The following is a 22387-nucleotide window of genomic DNA, read 5'->3' as shown; positions in this document are numbered from 1 at the left end:
GAGGATGGTATTCTAAGCCGCTTTGTTTTGTCTTTTAAATAAAGCGGTTTAATCTGATTATTCTTCTCGTTCTAAAATGCGCTGTAATCTGGGTCGGCTGATTTGCAGTATCTCGCATGCCTTTCCCTTGTGATTGTTTACTTGAGAGAGTACCTGTTTAACATGAGTGTATTCAATTTGTTGCAGACTGCTGTCTTGTTTGTGCGGTTGTACTTGATAGGCTTCGTCTTTCGCTTGGGTATCAAGTTTATTTTTTATATCAGCAAACAAGTCTTCGGTAAGAAGGGCGCTTGGACAAAGGGCAACTGCCTTGATAAGGGTGTTTTCTAATTCACGCACATTACCTGGCCAGTGATAATCCATCAGTAGATCCATGGCACTTTTGGTAATCTTGCTTATTTTTGTGCCTAGCTCTTTGTTGGCTCGATATAACAGGGCGGGCACAAGCTCTTTTAGATCTTCTTTGCGCTCAAGTAAGGAAGGCAATTCAATTTGTACCACTTGTAGGCGGTAGTATAAATCTTCTCTAAAACGCTTCTCTTTGATGGCCTGCTCGAAGTTCAAATTAGTGGCGGAAATAATGCGTACATCGGCTTTGTATTCGGTTTTACTACCAAGTGGCGTGTAGGTTTTCTCTTGCAGTACTCGTAATAGTTTGGCCTGAATTTGTGCTGACAATTCTCCCACTTCATCTAAAAATAAGGTACCGCCTTGGGCTAATGCAAACTTACCTGCTTGGTCTGAAACCGCCCCCGTAAAAGCACCTTTTTTATGGCCAAAAAGCTCGGACTCTAATAGGTTATCTACCAAAGCGGCACAGTTAAGCGCCACAAAAGGGGCTTGTGCTGGCATACCTGCTTGATGAATGGCGCGGGCCACCATTTCTTTACCTGTACCTGACTCCCCTGTGATTAAGACACTGGCCTTGGTATGCGCTATTCGACCTATGGTTTTATAGACCTGTTTCATCGCATTAGAAGCACCCACCATAGAATTACCAAAGGTATCTGGCACACATAAAGTATCAAGGCTGTCTTGATTTTGCACAGCAAGGTGTTGCGCTAACGCCGTTGCAATTGCTTGATCAAACTCATCGAGGTCTATGGGTTTATGTAAATATTCATCTGCGCCATTTTGCATCGCACTGATCGTACTTTGCATGTCCTGAAAGGCAGTAATCATAATGATGCGGCTATTTGGACTAATGGCTTTAAAGCGAGGTAGGGCGTCTATTCCAGATAGGCCTTGCATACAAATATCCAAGATGATGATATCGGGTTGATAGCCTTGGGCAAGGCGAATGCCGCTTTCCGCGTCCGCAGCCGTTTCAACCTGGTGTCCTTGAGATTCTAAATGAAGCTGTAAGGTGCGTCTGATGCCCTTATCGTCATCACATATGAGTAACTTGCTCATATTCTTCCTGCTTTGAATTGGGTAAATGGACTTGTGTCATCTGGGTGGGAAGGGCAATGCAAACTTGTGTTCCCCTAAGGTTTATATCGTTTTGTTGGTTAATGGGTCTGATCTTAATTAAACCTTCATGCAGGTCGAGAATGCGTTTTACAATGGCGAGTCCCAACCCAGTACCGCTGGCCTTTGTAGTAAAAAAAGGTTCAAACGCTTTTTTAATCAATGAGTTATCTATCGGAATGCCTGTGTTAAAGATGCTAAGCATAAGATAAGCCTGCTTGCCTTGGCCTTGTCTGGTAATGCCTAACCTAGTTAAGTTGGAATCCCTTACCTGATCAATGAGAGTTTCTTCAAGCTCATAAATGGGCCCATTAAGTAACAACAAATGGCTCTCAATTCTGACCTTTTTCTGGCGTTGTTGCTGACAGCTGGAGGCTGCTTGGATCGCATTTGTCAGAATATTTTGTAGGGCTTGTTTTAATTTGGTTGGATCCGCGAAGAGTGTCGGTAAATTAGGTGCCAAGTTAAGTTCTATGCTGACCTTGTTCTCGTTGGCTAGACGCTCTTGTGACATGAGTACCTGATTCACAAACTTATTAAAATCTAGCCATTGAGCCTGCTGCTTTTCGGGCTTTGAATAGGTGAGCAAGTCTGCCAATATGGCTTCCATATAGGCAACTTGCTGAAGGGATATTTGGCATAGCTCATCTTGATTCTTTCTCTGGTAGATCTGCAATACCATTTTGATTGAGCTAAGGGGGTTTCTCAGATCATGGGCTATCATGCTAACAACCTTACCAATGGCGGCTAACTTCTCATGCTGTAAGGTCTTTTTAGTTTCATTTTCTAACGCTTGAGCCAACTGCTTTTCATGGCTGATATCCTGCTTAACCCCGACATAATAAAGGTTCTTACCGTCCACATCTTTTACGGGTGAAATAACAGCTCTTTCCCAGAAAAGAGAGCCGTCTTTGCGCTTATTATGTAATTCCCCCCGCCATTCGTGCCCTCTTAAGAGGGCTTGCCACATTGCTTGATAATCATCTTGTTTTAGCTCGCCAGACTGTAAAAACTTAGGGCTTTTGCCTAACACTTCTTCTTCCTGATAGGCGGTTACTTCACAAAAGGTTGGATTAACATAGATAATTTTGCCATTTAAATCCGTGATCATGATGCTATTTTGGCTTTGTTCAACCGCATGATTTAACTGCTGCAGTTGGGCTTGGGTTTGCGCCTGCTGGGTGATGTCTTCACCAACAAAGGTTAGGACACCAAGCTGTTCGTTATTCAGTTTATCTTGTGTTCTAGGGGCCTTTTTTAAGAAGGTTGAAGTCCAAGTGACGAGATGGATCTGGCCTGATTTGTCCTGAATAACATCTTTAAAACTTGTTTGGTTTTGCCCTTGCTCTAAGGTCTGCTGCAAGGCTATTGTTACTTGCTCCTTAAGCTCTGTTGGAATAAAAAGATCCACCCAACTCTGACCTATGATTTGCTCTTTTTGATACCCCATACGCTGTATAAAAAGGTCATTGCAAAAAACGACTCCCCCTTTGTGATTCAAACTTACCGCCAGTAATTTTATTTGCTCGAGTATCTGTCGAAACTGTTGTTCATAGGCCCTTTGTTGGGCATATTTTTGCTGGCGATTTTGATTAATTGAGCGATAACAACAGACTAAAACCATGAATAAATACAGAAGTGCATAAAACACCCAATATTGCTGAAAAAATGCTGTTCGAATCTGGGTAAAGTAGCGCTTTGAAAAGGATGAAACCACATGCCAGTGTGAATTATCTGGCGCTAAACTGGAGGCCAAAGTGAGGTAGGCGTCTGAGTTAGCTAGGTGACCCTTTTTATGTTGTCTTATGAGGGCTTGAATGGGTTTAGGCGGTGTGTTTTTGGTGTCAAACTTAAACGCATTTTTGGCGCCATTGATATCGATAAAACTTAATTGATTCGGCTTTATCTCTTGATTTGACTTTATTTCTTGATTTAAAAGTAGCTTAGAGTCTGCATTAACGTCAGTTTGATTTAGCGGCTGGATTATCGCCGTCGCTTCATTATTAACAATATAAAGCTGATTTAAAAAATAAGGAGAAAGGCGTAAGAGCTGCTTAATTAGTGGCAGTGCAGGGTAGTTTAAGACAATGACCCCTAATACTTGTCCTTGATGATAAACCGGCGCACTCAATCTAATGGTGGGTGTTGTCGGCTGCTCAACCTGACCTTCTTCCATATTTTGATCTAAGGGAGAGATATAAACTTGGCCTGGGGCGAGTTGCAGGCTTTTCTGAAAATAATAGCGATGCGATTTATCTTGTAGCGCATTTTCTTTGACGATTTCATACCTGTTATTTTGATGATTGACCCTTACCAATTCTTGTCCTGTTTTATCTAATAAACGAATTTGGCTGTAGTCACTTTGGTTTTTAATAAACTGCAAAAAATATCGATTCAGGGAAGTTTTGTTATCTGCTTGGGGTAAGGCCATTAAAGACTGGGTAATAAAGGCAAAGTTTTTGGCATCTGCCGCCATATTAGCGAGGTTTTCAGCTAAGGTTTGTTTAATCAATTCAACAGTGATTTTCTCTTTGTGTAAAGCATACCTCTGCTCATTATTGACGCTTAGATAGTAGTGGCAGATTAAACTCAAACCTATGATAAAGCTGCCAATAAAAATGGATGAAAAGAGTTTTATAAATTGTGATTTTTGGTCTTTGTGATGGATGAAAAGCCGGTGTCGAGTTGTGTTAAACCCATGAGTTATATAATACATAAAACGCTTAAACATGATGAAAATATCCCTTCTTATTTTCAGTGTTTAAGCTTCACATGAAATGGAAATTAGGCAAAGAGAAGCAGCTTGTAATCAAGACTGCTTCTGCTTTACATCAAGGTTTAGGTGAATTCAGACCGACAAGAGGGAAAACGTTTAAAGAGCAAGTAACTGTCCTGTGAGCCGGATTGCAAGATATTGGGCTTGGTCTTTTAGTTCTGGCAACTTTTGAGCGAGTAAGTTGAGTGCTTTATCTTTTGCAAAACCTAGGCTGTCTGCTGCAACACTTTGGCTTTCATCATCATAAATCGCACATTCAATCAGGCTCACTACATCTTCTTCCTGCTCTAGATGTGCCAATAAAGGTAAGGTGAGTTTGCGGATACCTCCGGCTTTATCTTTGAGGCAACGTTGCAAACAGCGTTGTATTTCAAGTAGGGGAAGTTGTGAAAAAGGTTTGGCGAGCATATGCGTTTTTAACGCAATAAGACTACAAAGCCGTACTGCTTCATCCTCATCTTCTGTACCTAATAAAATAAGTGTTAGGGACTGTCGATTTCTTAATTGTCCTAACAAACGAGTCGCCGCTTGTTTAGTGAGACTATCAGCGTGATACATGACATTGGCTAATGCCCCAAAGGCGTTTTTCAAAAGGCCTGTTCCTTGTTTTTCACCTAGGCGCGCCATAGTGTTAAAAAGCTCAACTTGGAGATGAGGCTCGGCCCCTGTCAATGCTTCAATCAATAAGGGGGCCGCAAACTCAGAAGGGCAATTTGCTAAGCTGCGAATGGCTAAAATCTGATTAGGTACCTGCGGGTGTTTGGCAATTTTTCGACGATTTAAATCTAACTTATCTGCCGCTTTAAAATGATCAGAGACAATGTCGCCATAAGCTTGAAAATCTTGCTCAAGCCTTGCCACCATATTATTAATATTTTGCTCATGCTGAAGAGGCGTCTTATCCACTTGTGTTGCCTGCTCGTTTTCTAAAATCGCCCCTAAGGTTGAAGTACTCGCAGCGTGCTGTGCTGCACCTGTTATCAAGGGCGTGGCGCTGTCATGATGACACTCCTTTTGTGTGTTATCTGATAAGCCCGTTATGAGATGCATCTCGGCATCTTTATCTAAAACATGTGCCATTAATAAGGTTTGGTACACCTCTTCTTTAGCAAAGTGATTAAGGCTTTCAAAGCAGGCCTGACGAATCATGACGTCATGGTGTTTCTCATCTAATAAGGCACGGTACTCATTTAGAAGGGCACCTGAAGAATGTTTAAAATGGCCTAATAAATGAATCGCCTGTATTCGTTTGGCTGTGCTCACTTTAGTATCTTTGGCGATATCTAGGGTTCGATTAAAAGCCTTGTGATAACTTTCGTCTGCTTGCTGGTGGGAGATAATGGTCGCGGCTTTGAGTATTTGATTTAGATCTTCGAATAAGAGCGAATGAGGGCTAGCTGCATTGGATTTATTTGAATCAGATAGCAGAGTATCCGATAGCCATTGTATAAAGCGAGCGCTTGGAGCATCTGGGTGTTGATCAATCAAATCCAGTAACCTAGATAGGTTTGCAGCTTCTTTACGCATGGCAAGGGGTTCTAAGTTAGCCATACTAATTTGATCTAATGCTTCAAGCTGGACTAATGCTTGAACTGCGGCATCTTGTACTCTTTCTTCGTTATCACAAATTAGGTTGGCAAAGTCCCATTGGTAATCGGTTGATTTACGCTCAGCTAATGCCTTGATACAGATTATTTTTACTTCACTGTCTTGGCTTTGAGTCATTAGTTTAAACAAGACTATGCTCGCGGCTTGGCTTGGATTATGGCTTATGGCTTTGGTTATTTTTCGCAATTGGGTCAAACTAGGGCTTGGCTGCTGCACTAACAGACTCTGACAATAATCGAGATCCACCTGGGCTAAGGTGTCATAAAGCGCCATTTCTAATTCAGGCTCAGGGTCCTGTAATAAGAGTGCTTTAATTAAGGGGGTTGCCTCTTCCTTTGCGGTTTTTCCATATAATTTCACACTAAGGTATTGTAAGTCGTACCACTCATCCCATTCGCTATTTAGCCCCCAGGTATCATGCTGGCCTCGACCTTGAGTCATGTCTGACAGAAGCTTAATGACCTTGTTTTTCTCATCTATTTGATCGCTTTGAGTCATACATTCATGCTGGCTTAGGGTGATGAGCGCCGCTTGCCTAGCATCGCCTTCAGGGTGATGTTGGGCGACCTCAATGAGGCTCTCTATATCCCCTTGTGCTAATTCGCCCAGTGCTTGGGCCGCATCAATAACAACATCTGCATCTGGGTGATAAAGGCACTGATTAAGCTGGGGGATGGCATCCTTGTACTTGGCGTCTGCGATGGCTTTGGCACTATAGCAAGATTGGGCTTCATCACCCTGTTCAAGGAGTGTAACCAATGCCTGATAGGCTTCTAGGTGGCTAACAGGGTATTGTTGAGAGGACATAAACGCTCCTAGCGATGATACGTCTTGAATGATTTTATTGTGATTATTGTCGCTTATATAGGCCTATCAATAGCCTATCTAGTTAGGCCTTATCTTGTTTTAGATCAAGGTTATTCCTTCTAATCAATAGAGAGTTTTCAAGGGGTAAAGCACCTCCTGAGAATTGAATGTTTCGTTTAATCGAATCTTCAAAATTCGACATTTCGTTCAAGTAAATAGCGCAGATATTCCACGCTAAATCCTAAACTCCGCACAAAGTAAGGCCCCAGAAAACGTTTTAAGGTTGGTACAAAAAATGCCCTAACGCTATCAAAGCTAAGTTTTATCTTAACTATATGAGAAAGAACTTATTTGATATCCCTGTTAATGGAGCTAACTATGAAGATGCGACTGCTTGTACCGACTTTGCTCGGAGTCTCTCTGTCCTCATTACCCTTGATGGCCCAAGATAAGATGGATTTTGGCCCCTTGCCTGAGGTGAAAATTGATACAGCGAAAGCGGAATTAGGGAAAAGATTATTTTTTGATAAACGTTTATCTGGCGACGGCTTATTAGCGTGTTCAACGTGCCATCAACCTGAATCAGGTTTTAGTTATCCTGCCCCTTTAGCCCCAGCTTACACGGGCAGTAAAGGCTTTCGAAATGTGCCTTCTTTGATTAATACCAGCTTAAAAGAAGTGTGGTTTCATGATGGGCGTTTAGGCACCAACCTCAATGATGTGACACGGGAGATGATCACAGAAGATTGGCTAATGAATATGGATATGCGACTCATGCAGGAGCGCATCAAACAAGACCCTATCTATGTGGCCATGTTTAAAAAAGCAGGTTATGGAGAGCCCTCCAATGGTTCGGTGCGTAAAGCCATTCCTGAATATCTAAAAACCTTAAGCTCTGATGCTAGCCCCTATGATAAAGGTCAGTTATCCACTCAAGCCGAGTTAGGACTCGAGCTTTTCAAAGGCAAAGCGGGTTGCACGGCTTGTCATAATGGACCGCTTCTTACTGACGGTAAGGCTTATAACACTGGGGTAAAAGAAAACCTCGATATCTTCTTGGACCCTGAGCGTCATGAAACCTTTATTGCCTTCAATATGTTTATGGGTAATGAAAACTATATGAACCTTAAGCGTGATCTGGGGGCTCATGTGCAAACTCATAAGGCAGATGGTACGGATAAAGGCAAGTTTGTGACGCCAAGTTTGCGAGAACTGACTCAAACTTCCCCCTATATGCATAACGGTGTTATGGACTCTTTAGTCGATGTAGTTGCCTTTTATAACCAAGGTGGTGGGCAAGATTCCAATAAGGATCGCCGGCTAAAACCCCTGCAGTTAACAAACCAAGAAGAGCAAGCCTTGGTTGCTTTCTTAGAGTCTTTATCTTCCAAGCCACTGACCAGTGAACGGCATGTTTGGACTAAAGATGATTATCAATACCAGCCAACAAATAACTGGCTCAAGGTCAAAAACTAAGGAGGGACTTATGAAAGCTAAACAGAATGTATTTATCCGAGTGAGTCTGAGTTTGTTGGCAAGCGCAGCCAGTTTTAACTCTTCTCTTGTGTTGGCGGATACGCCTATGCCAAGTTTTGATGCTCACGCTGAATTGCAAAGAGCCGCTCGGGCGGATGCCATAGCGGCTCAATTACCCCCCGTTGTTTTAGGCAATAAAAGCTACCTCGCCTTAGCCCCTTTAGGAGCCGTACCCACACCAGCGGATAACCCAACTACAGCGGAAAAAGTTGAACTAGGTAAGTTGTTATTTTTCGATGGTCGCTTAGGGGGAGATGAATCCACCCCTTGTGTTGCGTGTCATTTACCCAATGCCGGTTGGGATTTTCCGACTGACTTATCGCTGGGTTATCCAAATACGGTGCATTGGCGTAATAGTCAGACGTTAATCAACTCAGCCTATTACTCTAAGTTCTTTTGGGCGGGTTCTAGTAACTCGTTAGAAGCGCAAGCCAAGAGTGCCGCCAAAGGATCAGTCGCGGGTAATGGCGAAGATGATCTGATGGAAGCAAGGCTGGCGCTTGTGCCTGAATATGTTGAGGGCTTTAAGCAAATTTTTGGGGATAACTACCCAAAAATCAGTAATGCTTGGAAAGCCATTGGTGCCTTTGAGCGCACCTTAATTCAAACCGATACCCCGCTAGATAATTACTTGCTAGGGGATAAGTCCGCTTTAACGGCACAGCAGTTAAAAGGCAAAAAACTGTTTGAAGGTAAGGCAAATTGTATTGCCTGTCATAACGGTGCCCTTGCCAGCGATGAGAAGTATTACAACATAGGCGTACCCACCAATAAGCGTTGGGAGCAAGAAGCCATGGCGCAAATTACCTTTCGCTATGAGCTTTATGCGAAAGGCTCAAACGAGAAACAATATCGTACTGCCAAAGCCGACCCAGGTGTTTACTTCAGGGGAAAACGGGCGGATATGAAAGGTAAGTTTCGAACCCCTAGTCTGCGTTATACCAAGTACACAGCCCCTTATATGCACAACGGAGTGATCACTAGCTTGGCAGATGTGATCGACTTTTATAACAAGGGCGGCATTAGTAAAGATGGACGCACGACAGGCTACCCTCAAACAAAATCTAAGCTGATCAAACCCCTTAATTTGAGCCAGTCTGAAAAGGCCGATTTGCTGGCTTTCTTAGACAGCTTTAGTGGTGACAAACTGGTAATGGATTACCCCAATATACCTGAGTCAAAACCCCTCTTTACCAAGCAAGCTTTGCTGGAGGCAATTAAATGAAAGATGACCTGACCAATCTTGATCAAACAAGTCTTGACCAAACAAGTCTTGGCCAAACAAGAGACTCAAGACGGCTTGATAAAGCTAAGCAAAGCCCTGCCAAACACAAGCAATGCATGATGAGCCGACGTAAATTTTTAATGACCTCAGGTGTGGCTGTGGGGAGTGCAAGTTTGGTTTCACTCACCTTGTATCCAGGTACCGCACACGCTCAGCAAGTACAGGCAAAAGTGACCTCTTATCCTAAGCAGCTAATTGGCAAATTAAGCCAGTTAAATGTTAATCAGCCTCTCTATTTTAACTATCCAGATGAGGGCCCAAACTCTCGTGCCATGCTAGTGCGTATGGGGGTTGAAGGGGGTGGTGGTATAGGTCAAAACAAAGACGTAGTGGCCTTTTCTATGATGTGTACCCATCAAGGTGGCCCTTTGGATAATCAATACAAGGTTAGAGATGAACATAGAGTGGTCGGTCAATGTCCGTTTCATCTTTCTACGTTTGATCTGCGCCGTCACGGCATTATTGTTTCAGGCCAAGCCTATGAAAGTTTGCCTCAAGTCTTGTTAGAGCAAGAGGGTGACCTTTTATATGCCGTTGGTGTTATGGGGCTTTTATATGGCCGATCCGAAAACCTCATCCCTGTGGCAGGAGTTTAATTATGACGACTAATTTTTATATTCCAGAAGATCATGCGCCCTTGCCACCTAAGCAAGCGGAAGTGATTACTACCGCGTGTGATTACTGTGTGGTTGCCTGTGGTTATAAGGTATATCGCTGGCCATTAGAGATGGCGAATGGGGGGGGGAAAGCCAGTGAAAATGCTTTCAATGTTAACTTTCCAAGTGGCCCGTTACAGGCTTGGGTGGCGCCCAGCCAACATAATGTAGTGATGCACAAGGGCAAGCCCCACAACATCATAGTCGTACCAGATAAAGACGCCAAAGTGGTGAATAAAATGGGGGACTCTTCCATGCGAGGTGGCCTCCTTGCACAGAAAGTCTATAACCCATCGACACCAACTCGTGACAGGTTAACCCAGCCTTTGGTGCGGATTGGTGGGAGTTTGCAACCTGTTACTTGGGCATTTGCTTTAGATATCGCAGCGGCGGTGGGTGAGCATATTATTAACCAGCATGGCGCTAATGCCTATTGTGTTAAAACTTATTCTTATCAATATATTGAGAATACCTATGCGGTGACAAAATATGCGTTACGCCACCTTAATACAGCGAACTTTAGTTTTCATGATACCCCGTCTGATGTGACTTCTACCCCAGGCTTTAGAGATGCTGGGTTTGATAACTTTGGGCCCAGTTATGATGATTGGAGAGCCGCTGATACCTTGATGATTTGTGGAACTGACCCTTACGAAACCAAAACCATTATCTTTACTCAGTACATAATGCCAGCGATACAAAGGGGCATGAAAACCGTCATTCTTAACCCAAGAGAAACGGCGGGCATTGCTTATATGAAAAAGCATGGAGGGCTGCACCTAGATGTGAATCCTGGCTCAGATACTTTAGTGGTGGGTGCTATTGCTCGTATCATAATGCAAAACGATTGGCAGGATAAAGAATGGATATCCCAATGGGTGAATAATAAATGGGAGTCTAATTCAGGTTCTGGACAGGGTACTCGCAATACCCCTTGGCAGTGGCGTACGACTTGGGGCAAGTTCCAAACTAATGGTTATGAAGACTACAAAAAGTGGAACCTAGCGCAAGCTGAGTATGACCCAGACTATGCGGCAAATATGGCTGGCATAGAGGTTAAAAAGCTTTATCAAGCGGCTGAAATGTTGGCTAAACCTATTAATGGCAAGCGCCCTAAAACCTCAATCGGCATCGAAAAAGGCTTTTACTGGTCTAACAACACTGGCAATACTAATGCGATTTCAACCTTGGCGACCTTGGTCGGTGCTGGTGGTCGAGAAGGTCAGGTAATAGGTCGTTTTGGCGGCCATCAAAGAGGTGGGCAATCCGGAGGGAAATTACCTCGTAATAAATCCCCAGAAAAAGTACCGGGACGTCGTCGTCGTGCTTTGGATACGGACAGGTATTTATTCTCTGGTCATACTCGATTTGCCCATGTTATTGGTACCACTTGGATTCAATCCATGTGTGGTTCTCAAGGGTTACAGAAGAAATTTTGGGAGCTGACTATCGCCAACCCCCATCAGGTTTTTAGTTATGATAAACAAGAAATTATCGACACCCTAAAAGCCCGCGCCGATTCGGGTGGCATGGTGGTAGTGAATCAAGATATTTATTTACGTGATCCTATCGGCGCTAAATTTGCTGACATTGTCTTTCCTGCTGCCACTTGGGGAGAGGAAGACTTTATGCGAGCCAATGGTGAGCGTCGTTTACGCTTGTATCAGAAATTTAATGATGCCCCAGGCAATGCAAAACCAGATTGGTGGATAATTGCTCAACTCTCTAAACGTATGGGCTTTGATGGATTTGATTGGCAAAACTCAAATGAGGTGGCAGAAGAAGCTTCGCGCTTTAGCCGTGGCAGTCGTAAAGACTTTAATATGATTAAAGTCGCTGCCCATGCAGAAGGAAAAACCTTACATCAAAAGTTAAAAGAATACGGCACAGAAGGCATACAGGGACCTGTTTTTTATAACTATGATACGAAACAGTTAGTGGGCACCAAGCGTTTACATGATACCCAAATGAGCGTTGAAACCTTGGCTGAAAAAGGGCTAACGGATGGGCCTCAAGGGGCTAATGTACTGAAAAAACAGCTCACAGGTTTTAATTCTCAAACCGGCAAAATCAATATGCAGAAGCACCCTTGGGGATTATTTAGTGATTTTTATGCTTGGATCAAGCCAAAAGGGGACGAGCTTTGGTTTTCTAACGGCCGTGTGAATGAGATTTGGCAGTCAGGTTTTGATGATGTGGAGCGCCGTGCTTATACCGCTCAACGTTGGCCTGAAAACTGGGTCGAGATACATCCAGATGACGCTAAAAAGCGAGGCATAGAGTCCGGTGATCAAGTCATGATGTATTCGGATCGGGTGCCGAGTTTTAAAGATACCATTTTAGGAGTAGAAGGGGATGATTTTCAGTTTAGCCAGCTTTTAGATGCTGGGCATATCCAACTTGATAAGGCTGCAGTGACAGCGGTCGCGATAGTAACAAACAGTACTAAAAAAGGGGTGCTTTTTGCCAATATGATAGATATGAAACAGCCCTCTAACTCTCTCACTGCAAGGATAGTCGATCAAATTAGCGGTAACTATAACTACAAAATGGGCGTGGCCAATATCAAAAAAATCGGAGCCTCAGTATACAAAGAAGAGTTTAGAAGCTTCTCTTTTGCACCGAGGAATATTGTTTAATCGAAGATTCTCTAATTAATGAAGTTGTACAATAAACGGGCTGATTAAGGCCCGTTTTTTTGTACGCTTGAATAGTATTTAAAACAATAAAAATACTTAAAAGATAATACGGTAGCAGGCTTATAAAGCTTGCTCTATGGGTAAGTTAAGCTGGTTCAGAAAACATAAAGCCATGACCTAGGTTCGCTCTTTTAGGGCTATTGATAAGCACTTCTTTTACATATACACCTCTATCTCGAATGTTTTTAGCTGGCGTATTAGAAATCACTGATAAATAAGAGTCATTGTCTTTTTTAATTAAAGATTCAACATGACCTGAACCTCCAAAATAATATACGCCAGCATTATCTTTTAGTTTAGGGTATATAGTACTCCAAAAATAATCATTAAGTGTTCTACAGCTATCTCTCTCTTCACCTATAACGCCACTTGGCAAAAATATAGGTGATACTTTACGGTCATTATTTTTACCTAGATTAATTGCAAAGCCTCTTGCTGTATCAAGTGAAGCAGCATTGACTTGTAGGCCATTAATGTGTGTTTCCTGCATGAATTGTATGGCCCTGCACGAGCCTTGTCTTGATCATCAGTGGCTTTAATGTAACCGCATAGGCTTGCCATAGCTGAGGTTGCACAGATTATTTGATTGTTTTTTTTATTAATTCCTATTGGTCTTAAGCCTAATTTTTCTGGAATAGGGCAAAAATTTTTAAAATCTTCTGTGAAAGGCATCATATGAAGATATGGAGTCTTATATAAACATGTAACTGGTCTAGATACATAAAACACCTCATTATTTGCTAATGTTATTTTTGTATTACTGTCTATATCTATTTTAGGAAGTTTAAAAGTGTCTAGAAAACTAGGGGCGATTCATGGCTAGTTTTAACTGCTTAGGTGGCTTCATTTTCATTTCCTATTTATGTTGATTGGGGAAATAAATAGAGCATATTTCTTTTGTTTTTTGATCGGGTTAATTCATGATTAATAAAGATAAATTTGAATCAGGTTTCGAAAAAATTATTTTTTTTAAACCTATATTTAACCGATAATATTAAAATAAACTTCATTACTCTTCTTCTGCACCAATGATTGGTAAAACTAAATAACAGGAGAAATTAAATGTCAGTTATCTTAACCGCAAACAGTAATAAAAGATGGCCTACAAAAGTGCCTTATACCATTGCCGAAGATAGTGGTGATGTAGCGAAAAATAGTGTTAAAGAAATTAATGACGCTGTAGGATTTGAATTATTAATTCCAAAACAATCAACAGATAAAGCTTATTTAACGATCAAAGCAGGCACAGCAGGCTCGTCACCAATTGGCTATAGTGGTGGGGAATTGAAAGTGTTTGCCCCTGCAAAGATGCATGATATGGTGCATGAAATACTTCATGCTTTAGGTTTTGGTCACGAGCAATATCACAAAGAATATCCTTGGGATGACGGGCAGGCGACATGGAATTATTCCAAAACAGATGTATTCTTTAAAACTCAGAATACAGTTAGTGCTTACAAACAAAGTAATATCGGAAACAATAATACTCTTTTTACTAAAATTAAAGCGGCATCAGGCTGGGATGATGAGTTAACAACCCTGCAGCTAGTTTATCGCCATTCATATTTAAAGAATGATGACTTTGAAAGTACGACAAATTGTGATGCTGATTCAGTCATGATGTATCCTCAAATGAGTTTGGCTGTTAAAAATGCAAATATTAATTCTGATCACTATGTAAAAACAGAATTGGTTAAGGAAGGTAAATCTCTTAGTAAAGGCGATGTTGTCACCTTACTTAATATGTATGGACACCTAAAATAGCGAACGAATCAAATTAAAAGATTATCAGGTTATAAGCCACTTTAAATAAAGTTGTGCTTATAGCTTTCTTTCTAGTATTTGATTGTTATCTTGCCTGAGTTTGTAATAACTCGCTTAGGCATTTTTTTGTAAAAGCTACTTTCTAGTGAGCCTGCTTCTTCAGCAAGTTTGTGGAATTTCTTATTTGAAAGGAGACATGACATATGCTTCTTTGGGTCATACCACTGATGTAATTTTGCACCGATGAATAGTGTTTAATCGCAGATTCTCTAATTAATGAAGTTGTACAAAAAACGGGCTGATTAAGGCCCGTTTTTTTTGTAACTAAATGCTGTTCTCCTCACCCATTGAATAGAGGAATCTTTATGGTGTATAACCTTCAAAATAATCCTCAGGGTAGGATTCCTTTTGAGCAATAATAAAGCCAGTTCCTACATCGTCTTTTCCTCGAGCTGTTCTAGTGCTTATTTTCAAGGGGTTCATATAAATACCTCTATTTGGAGCTTTATTGGACTCAATTCTAATATAAGAATCCTCCCCTGTTTTTATTAAAGATATAACATGATTATAACCGTATAGAACATAGATACTTGCACCTGCCTTCAGGTTTGGAAAAATTGTTGCCCAGAAAAAGGAATTTAAACTGTCTTTCGATTTTTTCATTGGTATTAAGTTTCCATTATGTTTATCAATGCTGGACTTACAGTTAAAAATTGGAGAAATATAATAATTAAAAGTAGGATTAGTTTTATCTAGATCTTGATCTTCATGAGATAGGCCTACGGCAAAACCTTTTGCCATTTCAAGAGAGCCAGCATTCAATTGCTGCTCCTTTTTATTTGTCCAATGTACGAATTGTTGTACATGTACAGATGAATCTGAACTTTCTTCAGATGGATTTCTGTAGTCTGTTGCTACTATACAATGAGTTAGAGTTGCCATTGCAGAGGTGGCACAAATGACTTGATTATCTTTAATACCTTTACTTTTTTTCTTTTCCGTTAAATTACGAATATCAAAAGGGTTAATGCCTAGCTTACCAGGATGAGGGATATATCTTTCGAAATCCTCAGTAAATGGTGTCATTGCTACATAAGGATTAAAAAATAGAGATGTAACGGGTCTTGAAATAGTAAAGTTTTCTATTTCAATGTTTTCATCGGGGTTAATGTCACGTGGTATTCCTATTGCATTCAGAGGTAAAAAGTATTTTGTTTCTTTTGTTGCAAAATGATCATTCCAATCATCAAAGTTAATACTTTCTAAGCGTTTAAGTTTTTCCATAAAATAAGCTTTTTCGCCTTTTTTTACCTTATAGTAGGGTAAAGGTTTATTTAAACGCTTTGCAGCCTCTAAGGCTTCTTTTGCTGCTTCTGAAATGTCACTTTCTAACCAATGTACAATCTCATCTATTGATTTTAATGTAACGAGGTTTTCTTTATCTTTTGCGATTGCTTTTCTACTTCTACTTCTAAGAGGGCTGTCTTCTGGTAAGAGTGGGTTAATTATAGTCACCATGCCTTTAAAGTCTTCATCAACTTCATCAACACCTTCAACAGCAGGATCCAATGCTAATTGAGCAACCGAGATAGCGTGTACTGGCGTAAATAGTTGTACTGTTTTCTTAGCTAGATTACCTAGTGAGAATGAAGCAATCTTTGCTGCCATGGTATCTGCTTCTTGTTCTAAAGCAGCATCATTATTAACGAGAATGCCATTGATGTCGGTAGTTGCCTTCACTCGGCCCTGCTTTTGTTGCACGATATGCCATGCTTCATGTGCTAGATGTTCCTCCTTGCCAGGTGCAAGATAAATATCATGACCTTGTGCGTAAGCATGAGCGCCAATCTTTCTTGGCTTATCTGAATCGTAATGCACTCGAATATCTTCAAGTGAGTAGCCTGATAAATATTCAAAAGCTGATTTTATTTTATTGGGTAGAGAGTGGGTTGCATTGATTTTTCTATCTTGTTTGTTAATCATTTTTTGATTTCCTTTAAATAATTTTTGCCTGATTGTTTTGGCTTTTTTATATAATCAAAATTGTTTTGTTTTGAATCGGTTTTATCTATTTGATTTTTTTGATTTTTATTTGTCGATAAATATTTTCAATTAAATCAATGATTTATTAGTTTTGTTTGAATGTTTTTATAAGTTTTTATAATTATAATGTTTTTATTTTTAAATAATTTTTTTCTATATTTAATTATTCATAATATTGTTTGTGATTAATTTAAATATATTTTTAATGCTTTGGTTTTGTGTGGATTTATTTAATGGTTTTTGCGATCTTGTTTTTTATTTTTTTATATGACTTTAACTAGGGCCTATTCGAGCGAACAGACTAAGGCCTTTCCCAATAACAAGCATAAGGTACTGATTTCTATTACTTTAGTATCCGCTATTACACCGAGTAACCTTCGCCTCATGGACTTAAATTGAAGCTCCCTTAACTTGCTAATGAGCAACATTACCGGAGTGACATTTATGCCAACACAATCACCAATTTTAGAAATCGATATCGGCTCAGCGACCTATGAGTTAGAAGCCACTCAATCAAAACTTGCCCTGAAAATTGAAGATAAAGATGACAAGGGTTCCTTATTAGCCAGTCAGGATATGACTCTAGATTTGAGCCAACTTGCCAACATAGAGACAGCTCTTGGGCAATCACAGCGTTTATTTTATCTGGGCTATTTTAGTCAGCTGTTTGCCACGACATTGACTTTCATTCAAGAAGATTCAGTCAGTGCAGCGCTTGCCACCTTTCAAGAAGATCTTGGTATCGAGGCCACAGGTCTTGCGGATAAGAGTACTCAAACCCACCTTAAAACGATTTTTGGAGCCTAATCATGCCGACTAAAAAATTGAGCCCTGAGGCACAAGCTAAAAAAGATATTATTGAAAAGTGGTTTAACGACAAGAATTTATCCAAGTTACAACATGCTTATGATGAAATAAAATCGCAAGACTCTTTTACTTTGACCGAAGAAGATCATGTTTTAAGTAATTTGATAGACGATTATGCTTGGCAGATTGAACGTCATTATATGCAGTTGATTTATAACTTTGTGAAAGACACCCAATGGAATGGTAAAGATTGCCAGTTGCTCCATCATCAGCTAGTACACCTATCTCAAGCGTACCGGAATACATTAGATAAAAATGGCAAACCTATTCTTGAAGAACTGGCAAATAAGGTTGACCTAGACGACACCATAGAGGGTTATGCCTCAGATGATTCTGATACAGAATTTGTACCTGATAAAATTACGCCTGATATGGACAGGGGGCAAATTACCCGTGTGCGTCGTAAAAATAAAAATCGCCGTTGGAAGCATTTGCAACAAGTTAGAAAAGGGGTGCTGACAGATAAAAAACTTCCTACAACCTATCGCCAGTATGACTTAGACCCAGATCCAAGTGAAATTGTTCAGCTGGTTAACCGTGTGCGCGAATTGCATATGGGGAAAAAATCGGAAAAGTTTGATGAATTTAAAGAGTTAGCTGAGATTCGTCATCCAAAAGATACTTGGACTAAACAGGTCGAAAAAGATTTTGTGGCTGCTCAAGCTTTGTTTCGTAAAAAGGATATTCAAGGACTTGAACAACTGAAGACTAAATTTGCTATCGCTCAATATCGTGGCATCACCTATAACAATGAAATTTTCGATAAGAAAGCCCGTCAATTCTCCCGTAATCGTGATGAAATGGGGGACTCGATTTACAGTATGTCTGTGGTGAGTGCAGCTAATGTCCCTTTAAATGACTACTTTCGTGGTGAGCTGACTCAAGAGCAGGATGACGCCTTAACGAAAGTAGCTAAACAGCTTAAGCAGACCTTGATTGAAAAACGTAATTCGGATCCGATTACCGTTAATGGTTTTAAATATGACAACATGGCAGAGGCGATTCAGAACCTATATACCATCAACTATAAATATTTCTTTAGTACCTTATCAGCATTTATAGATAACGAAACTTTGTGGAAACAGCATGGCTATAAGCCAGAAATTAATGAGTCTGAGGTGAATTCAACCAGAAGCTTGTCAAAGTTCAAAGTGCTGTCGAAAAATGCTCCAGAGCTCAAAAAAATCGATGAAAGCAAAATTGTCGCTCGTTACCCTAAGCTTAAAGAAGTGGTGGTGATGACTTATGAGGGTTTAGTGCCTTATAACAAGAAAGAACACGGCGATTATCAGTCTTATTTAGAGGATGTGTTAAACCCTAAATTGGAAGAAATTGAAAAAGACTGTGTGCGTCAACGAAGAGACCTGTTAAAGAAAAAATATCAGTCCCTTTATGGAGTGGTGCCGCCTTCGGATTGGCGATTGTTTGATGGTTTGTTAAATGGCAAATGCCCTTTTGTATCCATGGGGGATGCACCACGAACTGCTCTTAAATACGGCTTTGGTATGAAATATTACGATGGCAATGAGCATAAACGTTTATTGCCAAGCTGGAACTCTAAAGGTCGCTGTGCTCGCCCTTATTCAGGTAAAGTTTTTGGTACCTTGCATACCTTGACTGAATTTATTGAAGACGCCCCATTACACGTCCCTTCATTAGCAGCTTCAGGCAAGATCAAGGTTGATAACATGGTATTAACCGAGCTTGAAAATACCTTCCCCGCTTATGTGCCAGGAGAAAGGGTCGCCCTTGAATATGTGTGTAAGTTTCCGTCTTTTAATGGCCCATGGCGTGCCCGTGTGCACATGAAAAAGTATGGCTTAACGCCTTCCCATTATAAAGAATTAGCGAAAGCTGTATTAAGTGATAACGTTCAAAAAGAAGGCTTTTATCGTCCATTATCTGCTTGGTTAGTGAATTTTCATGAAACTCGCATTGTTGAGTTAATGCGCCGTGAAGCCCTTTCTAAAGGCTTGATTTTGGTGACGCAAGACAAGAACGGTCAATTGTCTCGAACCGTTGACTATTTCCTGTTATCACGCAAAGATCAGTCTTCTTATTTGACCTTCTCTGGTAAGGAAGTAGAACAGAAATTTACCTTTGATAGTATCGATGATCGAATTGATGGGGACGTGGCTAAAGATGATCAAACAGGTCTGATTAAAAGCCGCGAGTCGATTAAAAGAAAGCCACAATATGTTTATAAAACCTTTCCCCAAACCGTTCAGGAGCAAGGTTATACGGTCTCAAATGATGTGCCTGGAGACGGAAATTGTTTCTTTACCGCATTACATAGAGCAATGCTTCACAACCTTGACAGTAACCAAACGGGAAGTCTTTTTATCAATGAAAATAACTTCCGTTATAACCTAGTGGGTCTTTATAACACCCATACTGATATTCGTGATAATCAAAGGGTGACACCTGAGTATATCCATCAAATGAGTCGTCCTGCGGCTTATTCGGGTCAGGTAAGTCGTTGGGGCAGTGATGCAGAAATCATTCTTTTCTGTCGAGCCTTTAATATTAAGGTAACGGTTTTCTCACCAACTTATCCTAACGGACAGTCTACCTTTGGAAGTAGCTTAAATAACCCGGTAACGACATTGTATTTGGTTAATGCCCGTGGCAATCACTGGGAATATGCCACCCCTAATAACTAGTTAAAGGAAACGTTGAAAAAGGGCCAGTTTTAACGCTGGCCCTTTTTTGATTTGATGCTATTTAGTTAAAAAAGTGTAAAAAAGCGCATGCCTCAGGTTGGACTACCTTGAGCATGCGTAAATTATTATCTGGAGGCGTGCTTAATACAGAGGGCTATTCTCCTCTTGCTTAGTTATTGGCTGTTTCTTTAAGGCTACGAGCATGGAAAATGTAGCCTAAAAGGTTCAAAAGTACTTGTGCTGCTAGGATGCTGGTAGTGCCAGTCTGGTCATAATCTGGTGCTACTTCACATAGGTCGATACCCACTACATCACCTTGCATAGCAACCTGTTGCAGTACTTCCATTACTTCATAGTACTGGAAACCACCATGGCTTGGTGTGCCTGTGCCTGGGGCAATAGACGGGTCAAAACCATCAATATCAATGGTGATATAGTAGCTTACATCTTTGGGGATAAGCTTCATCACACCTTCTAAACCAAGGCGACGAACATCTCTTACCGATAGGATAGTAGAGCCGGCTTCTTCAGCGAGTTTGTGGTCTTTTTTATTCGAAGAAGACACATTACGTATGCCTAACTGAGTCATACCACTGATATAGCTTTGCTCTGAGGCACGACGCATAGGGTTACCATGGCCGTATCTAACCCCGTGGCGTTCATCGACAAAATCTAAGTGAGCATCGATCTGGATAATATGGATCGGCCCTTTATCGGCAAACTTCTCAAAGGCCTTGATGCAAGGGGCGTTGACCGAATGATCACCGCCAACTGTCACAGGTAGAACACCTGCTTCAAGCATCTTTTTGACGCCGTATTCGATATTGGCATGGCTCTTTACTGTGTCGGTATGCACCATGTCAGCATCGCCAATATCAACAATTTTGACGCCTTCTAAGTACATGATGTCTTCTTCATAAGAATAAGCACCGCCATGACCAAAAGAGAAGAGGGTTGATGCTTCACGAATAGATCTAGGGCCCATTCTTGCGCCAGAGCGCCATTGGGTGCCGCAGTCAAAAGGGGCGCCCATAAAGGCAACATCGGCTTGTATTTTGTCCCAGTCTTCACAGGTTGGGCTTTTAGCAAAAGTACAAAAGCCAACAAACGGCAGGTTTAAACGGCCACTTTCGTATGTGTTATCACTCATTTTCGTATTCTCCTATTCAGCAAAGGCTGTCACTCGAACCTCGTTATTTATTGTCTGTGTGAGGTTGTCGAAATCAGTATTGCAAAGAAGCTTTCATTAAAAAATACGAAAGTTATTATGCTTATATAATAAAATTTTATGTTTAATTTTTACCTTCTTGTAGTACGTCTTGAATGTCTTGAACTAAGACTTTGACAATATTCTGTACCGAAGAGGAGGCTCTCATTGCTAGATAAAAGGGTGACTCATGCTCCAAATTAAGATGATCAATGGCACGCATCTCGCCTTTTTCGACCCAGGTTTTAGCATAATGATCCGGTAGGTAGCCCATAAACTGGCCACTGGTAATTAAGATAGCTTGGGCTTCCATGTTTGAGACATAGGCTTTGTTTTGAATGCCGGGTAAATCAGTTTGCTGCAAGTAGGCCCTGGTTGAGACTGGGTAAGCTTGTAATGTCTCCCAACTCATCTCTTCACTGGGTAAAGCGAATAAAGGGTGGTTCTTACCACAATAAAAGCCATGCTCTTCTTTATCTAATAATTGATAACTTAAGGTGTTGTCGCGGCGCTGAAAAGGGCCAATACCCACATGAATATGTCCATTTAATAAATCTCTTTCTAAGTCTTCTGGTGTGAGGATTTCAAGCTTGATAGACACATCATTATCCCGTTCGAAAAAACGTTGAATGGCTTTATTGATAGGAAAGCTTGGATTACTGAAAGTGCTATCTATCAAACCAAGGCGTAATGTGCCTGTTAGTTTGTTTCTTAACTCTCCAAGGTCTGCTTCAAAGTCAGAGACGTTATTGAGCATGGTGCGACATCTGGCGTAAACCAGTTCGCCTTTTTCCGTGAGATTAAAGCCGCTTCTTCCTCTCAAACAAAGCTGAAACCCTAGGCGTATTTCAAAGTCTCGAATATGGGTACTTATTGCTGGCTGGCTCATACCGAGTGCGGCTTGGGCGCTAACAAAGCCACCACATTCCACGACGGTACAGAAGGTGTGCATATGTTTCATTGAATACTGCGTCATCTGCTTTCTCCAAGTTTATTGAAGCGGGAA

General features: G+C 41.0%; 14 protein-coding genes. 7 read left to right on the top strand and 7 right to left on the bottom strand.

The annotated features are described in order from the left end of the window. Window positions 1-57: 57 nt before the first annotated feature. The 3 genes from MED121_RS12175 to MED121_RS12165 all read right to left on the bottom strand — a co-directional run bounded on the left by MED121_RS12175 (window position 58) and on the right by MED121_RS12165 (window position 6661). On the bottom strand, window positions 58-1413 hold the full coding sequence (locus MED121_RS12175; RefSeq protein WP_009834003.1) for a sigma-54 dependent transcriptional regulator: 1356 nt from the start codon (window positions 1411-1413) through the stop codon (window positions 58-60). Further along, window positions 1391-4186 (bottom strand): PAS domain S-box protein, encoded by a 2796-nt coding sequence (locus MED121_RS12170; protein WP_165474622.1) that lies wholly within the window; start codon window positions 4184-4186, stop codon window positions 1391-1393. Before MED121_RS12170 ends, MED121_RS12175 begins: the two co-directional genes overlap by 23 nt. A 156-nt stretch (window positions 4187-4342) precedes the next feature. After that, complete coding sequence (locus MED121_RS12165; protein ID WP_009834001.1) at window positions 4343-6661, bottom strand: HEAT repeat domain-containing protein; 2319 nt, start codon at window positions 6659-6661, stop codon at window positions 4343-4345. A 378-nt stretch (window positions 6662-7039) separates the two neighbouring features. On the opposite strand from MED121_RS12165, the gene MED121_RS12160 reads away from it, so the two are divergent. From MED121_RS12160 to MED121_RS12145, 4 genes are read left to right on the top strand one after another with little or no spacing between them, the layout of a single operon-like run. Beyond that, window positions 7040-8137, top strand: coding sequence for a cytochrome c peroxidase (locus tag MED121_RS12160; protein ID WP_036180418.1), 1098 nt, complete (start codon window positions 7040-7042; stop codon window positions 8135-8137). A 10-nt stretch (window positions 8138-8147) separates the two neighbouring features. Further along, complete coding sequence (locus MED121_RS12155; protein ID WP_009833999.1) at window positions 8148-9422, top strand: cytochrome c peroxidase; 1275 nt, start codon at window positions 8148-8150, stop codon at window positions 9420-9422. Then, a complete protein-coding gene (locus tag MED121_RS12150) occupies window positions 9419-10078 on the top strand; it encodes an arsenate reductase (azurin) small subunit (protein WP_009833998.1) in 660 nt (219 codons plus the stop codon). Before MED121_RS12155 ends, MED121_RS12150 begins: the two co-directional genes overlap by 4 nt. 2 nt (window positions 10079-10080) lie before the next feature. Continuing rightward, window positions 10081-12777: a molybdopterin-dependent oxidoreductase gene (locus MED121_RS12145; RefSeq protein ID WP_009833997.1), complete on the top strand. Its 2697-nt coding sequence runs from the start codon at window positions 10081-10083 to the stop codon at window positions 12775-12777. Between the two features lie 145 nt (window positions 12778-12922). Here MED121_RS12145 and MED121_RS12140 read toward each other — a convergent pair whose 3' ends face one another. After that, window positions 12923-13327: a hypothetical protein gene (locus MED121_RS12140; protein WP_009833996.1), complete on the bottom strand. Its 405-nt coding sequence runs from the start codon at window positions 13325-13327 to the stop codon at window positions 12923-12925. Window positions 13328-13899: 572 nt separating this feature from the next. Here MED121_RS12140 and MED121_RS12135 point away from each other — a divergent pair. Next, window positions 13900-14601 carry a M12 family metallopeptidase gene (locus MED121_RS12135; protein ID WP_009833995.1) on the top strand — a complete coding sequence of 234 codons (702 nt, stop codon included), beginning with the start codon at window positions 13900-13902 and terminating at the stop codon, window positions 14599-14601. A gap of 363 nt (window positions 14602-14964) precedes the next feature. Here MED121_RS12135 and MED121_RS24065 read toward each other — a convergent pair whose 3' ends face one another. Further along, window positions 14965-16584 (bottom strand): DUF4157 domain-containing protein, encoded by a 1620-nt coding sequence (locus tag MED121_RS24065; protein WP_009833994.1) that lies wholly within the window; start codon window positions 16582-16584, stop codon window positions 14965-14967. A 504-nt stretch (window positions 16585-17088) separates the two neighbouring features. On the opposite strand from MED121_RS24065, the gene MED121_RS12125 reads away from it, so the two are divergent. Then, a complete protein-coding gene (locus MED121_RS12125) occupies window positions 17089-17451 on the top strand; it encodes a hypothetical protein (RefSeq protein ID WP_036180415.1) in 363 nt (120 codons plus the stop codon). A gap of 2 nt (window positions 17452-17453) precedes the next feature. Further along, complete coding sequence (locus MED121_RS12120) at window positions 17454-20174, top strand: OTU domain-containing protein (protein ID WP_009833992.1); 2721 nt, start codon at window positions 17454-17456, stop codon at window positions 20172-20174. 169 nt (window positions 20175-20343) lie between these two features. Here MED121_RS12120 and speB read toward each other — a convergent pair whose 3' ends face one another. Together speB and MED121_RS12110 are read right to left on the bottom strand one after the other, a co-directional pair. Then, window positions 20344-21324, bottom strand: coding sequence for an agmatinase (speB, locus tag MED121_RS12115; protein ID WP_009833991.1), 981 nt, complete (start codon window positions 21322-21324; stop codon window positions 20344-20346). A gap of 142 nt (window positions 21325-21466) precedes the next feature. Further along, window positions 21467-22357 carry a LysR family transcriptional regulator gene (locus MED121_RS12110; RefSeq protein WP_242603204.1) on the bottom strand — a complete coding sequence of 297 codons (891 nt, stop codon included), beginning with the start codon at window positions 22355-22357 and terminating at the stop codon, window positions 21467-21469. Window positions 22358-22387: the final 30 nt, after the last annotated feature.

It is taken from the genome of Marinomonas sp. MED121, assembly GCF_000153025.1.
Lineage (GTDB): Bacteria > Pseudomonadota > Gammaproteobacteria > Pseudomonadales > Marinomonadaceae > Marinomonas.
The sequence above is the reverse complement of the archived record's forward strand: the minus strand, read 5'-3'. Positions and strand labels throughout refer to the sequence as shown.

Coding starts and splice junctions, on each gene's coding strand:
- MED121_RS12175 (WP_009834003.1), bottom strand. CDS start 1,413: ATGAGCAAGTTACTCATATGTGATGACGATAAGGGCATCAGACGCACC.
- MED121_RS12170 (WP_165474622.1), bottom strand. CDS start 4,186: ATGTATTATATAACTCATGGGTTTAACACAACTCGACACCGGCTTTTC.
- MED121_RS12165 (WP_009834001.1), bottom strand. CDS start 6,661: ATGTCCTCTCAACAATACCCTGTTAGCCACCTAGAAGCCTATCAGGCA.
- MED121_RS12160 (WP_036180418.1), top strand. CDS start 7,040: ATGAAGATGCGACTGCTTGTACCGACTTTGCTCGGAGTCTCTCTGTCC.
- MED121_RS12155 (WP_009833999.1), top strand. CDS start 8,148: ATGAAAGCTAAACAGAATGTATTTATCCGAGTGAGTCTGAGTTTGTTG.
- MED121_RS12150 (WP_009833998.1), top strand. CDS start 9,419: ATGAAAGATGACCTGACCAATCTTGATCAAACAAGTCTTGACCAAACA.
- MED121_RS12145 (WP_009833997.1), top strand. CDS start 10,081: ATGACGACTAATTTTTATATTCCAGAAGATCATGCGCCCTTGCCACCT.
- MED121_RS12140 (WP_009833996.1), bottom strand. CDS start 13,327: ATGCAGGAAACACACATTAATGGCCTACAAGTCAATGCTGCTTCACTT.
- MED121_RS12135 (WP_009833995.1), top strand. CDS start 13,900: ATGTCAGTTATCTTAACCGCAAACAGTAATAAAAGATGGCCTACAAAA.
- MED121_RS24065 (WP_009833994.1), bottom strand. CDS start 16,584: ATGATTAACAAACAAGATAGAAAAATCAATGCAACCCACTCTCTACCC.
- MED121_RS12125 (WP_036180415.1), top strand. CDS start 17,089: ATGCCAACACAATCACCAATTTTAGAAATCGATATCGGCTCAGCGACC.
- MED121_RS12120 (WP_009833992.1), top strand. CDS start 17,454: ATGCCGACTAAAAAATTGAGCCCTGAGGCACAAGCTAAAAAAGATATT.
- speB (WP_009833991.1), bottom strand. CDS start 21,324: ATGAGTGATAACACATACGAAAGTGGCCGTTTAAACCTGCCGTTTGTT.
- MED121_RS12110 (WP_242603204.1), bottom strand. CDS start 22,357: ATGACGCAGTATTCAATGAAACATATGCACACCTTCTGTACCGTCGTG.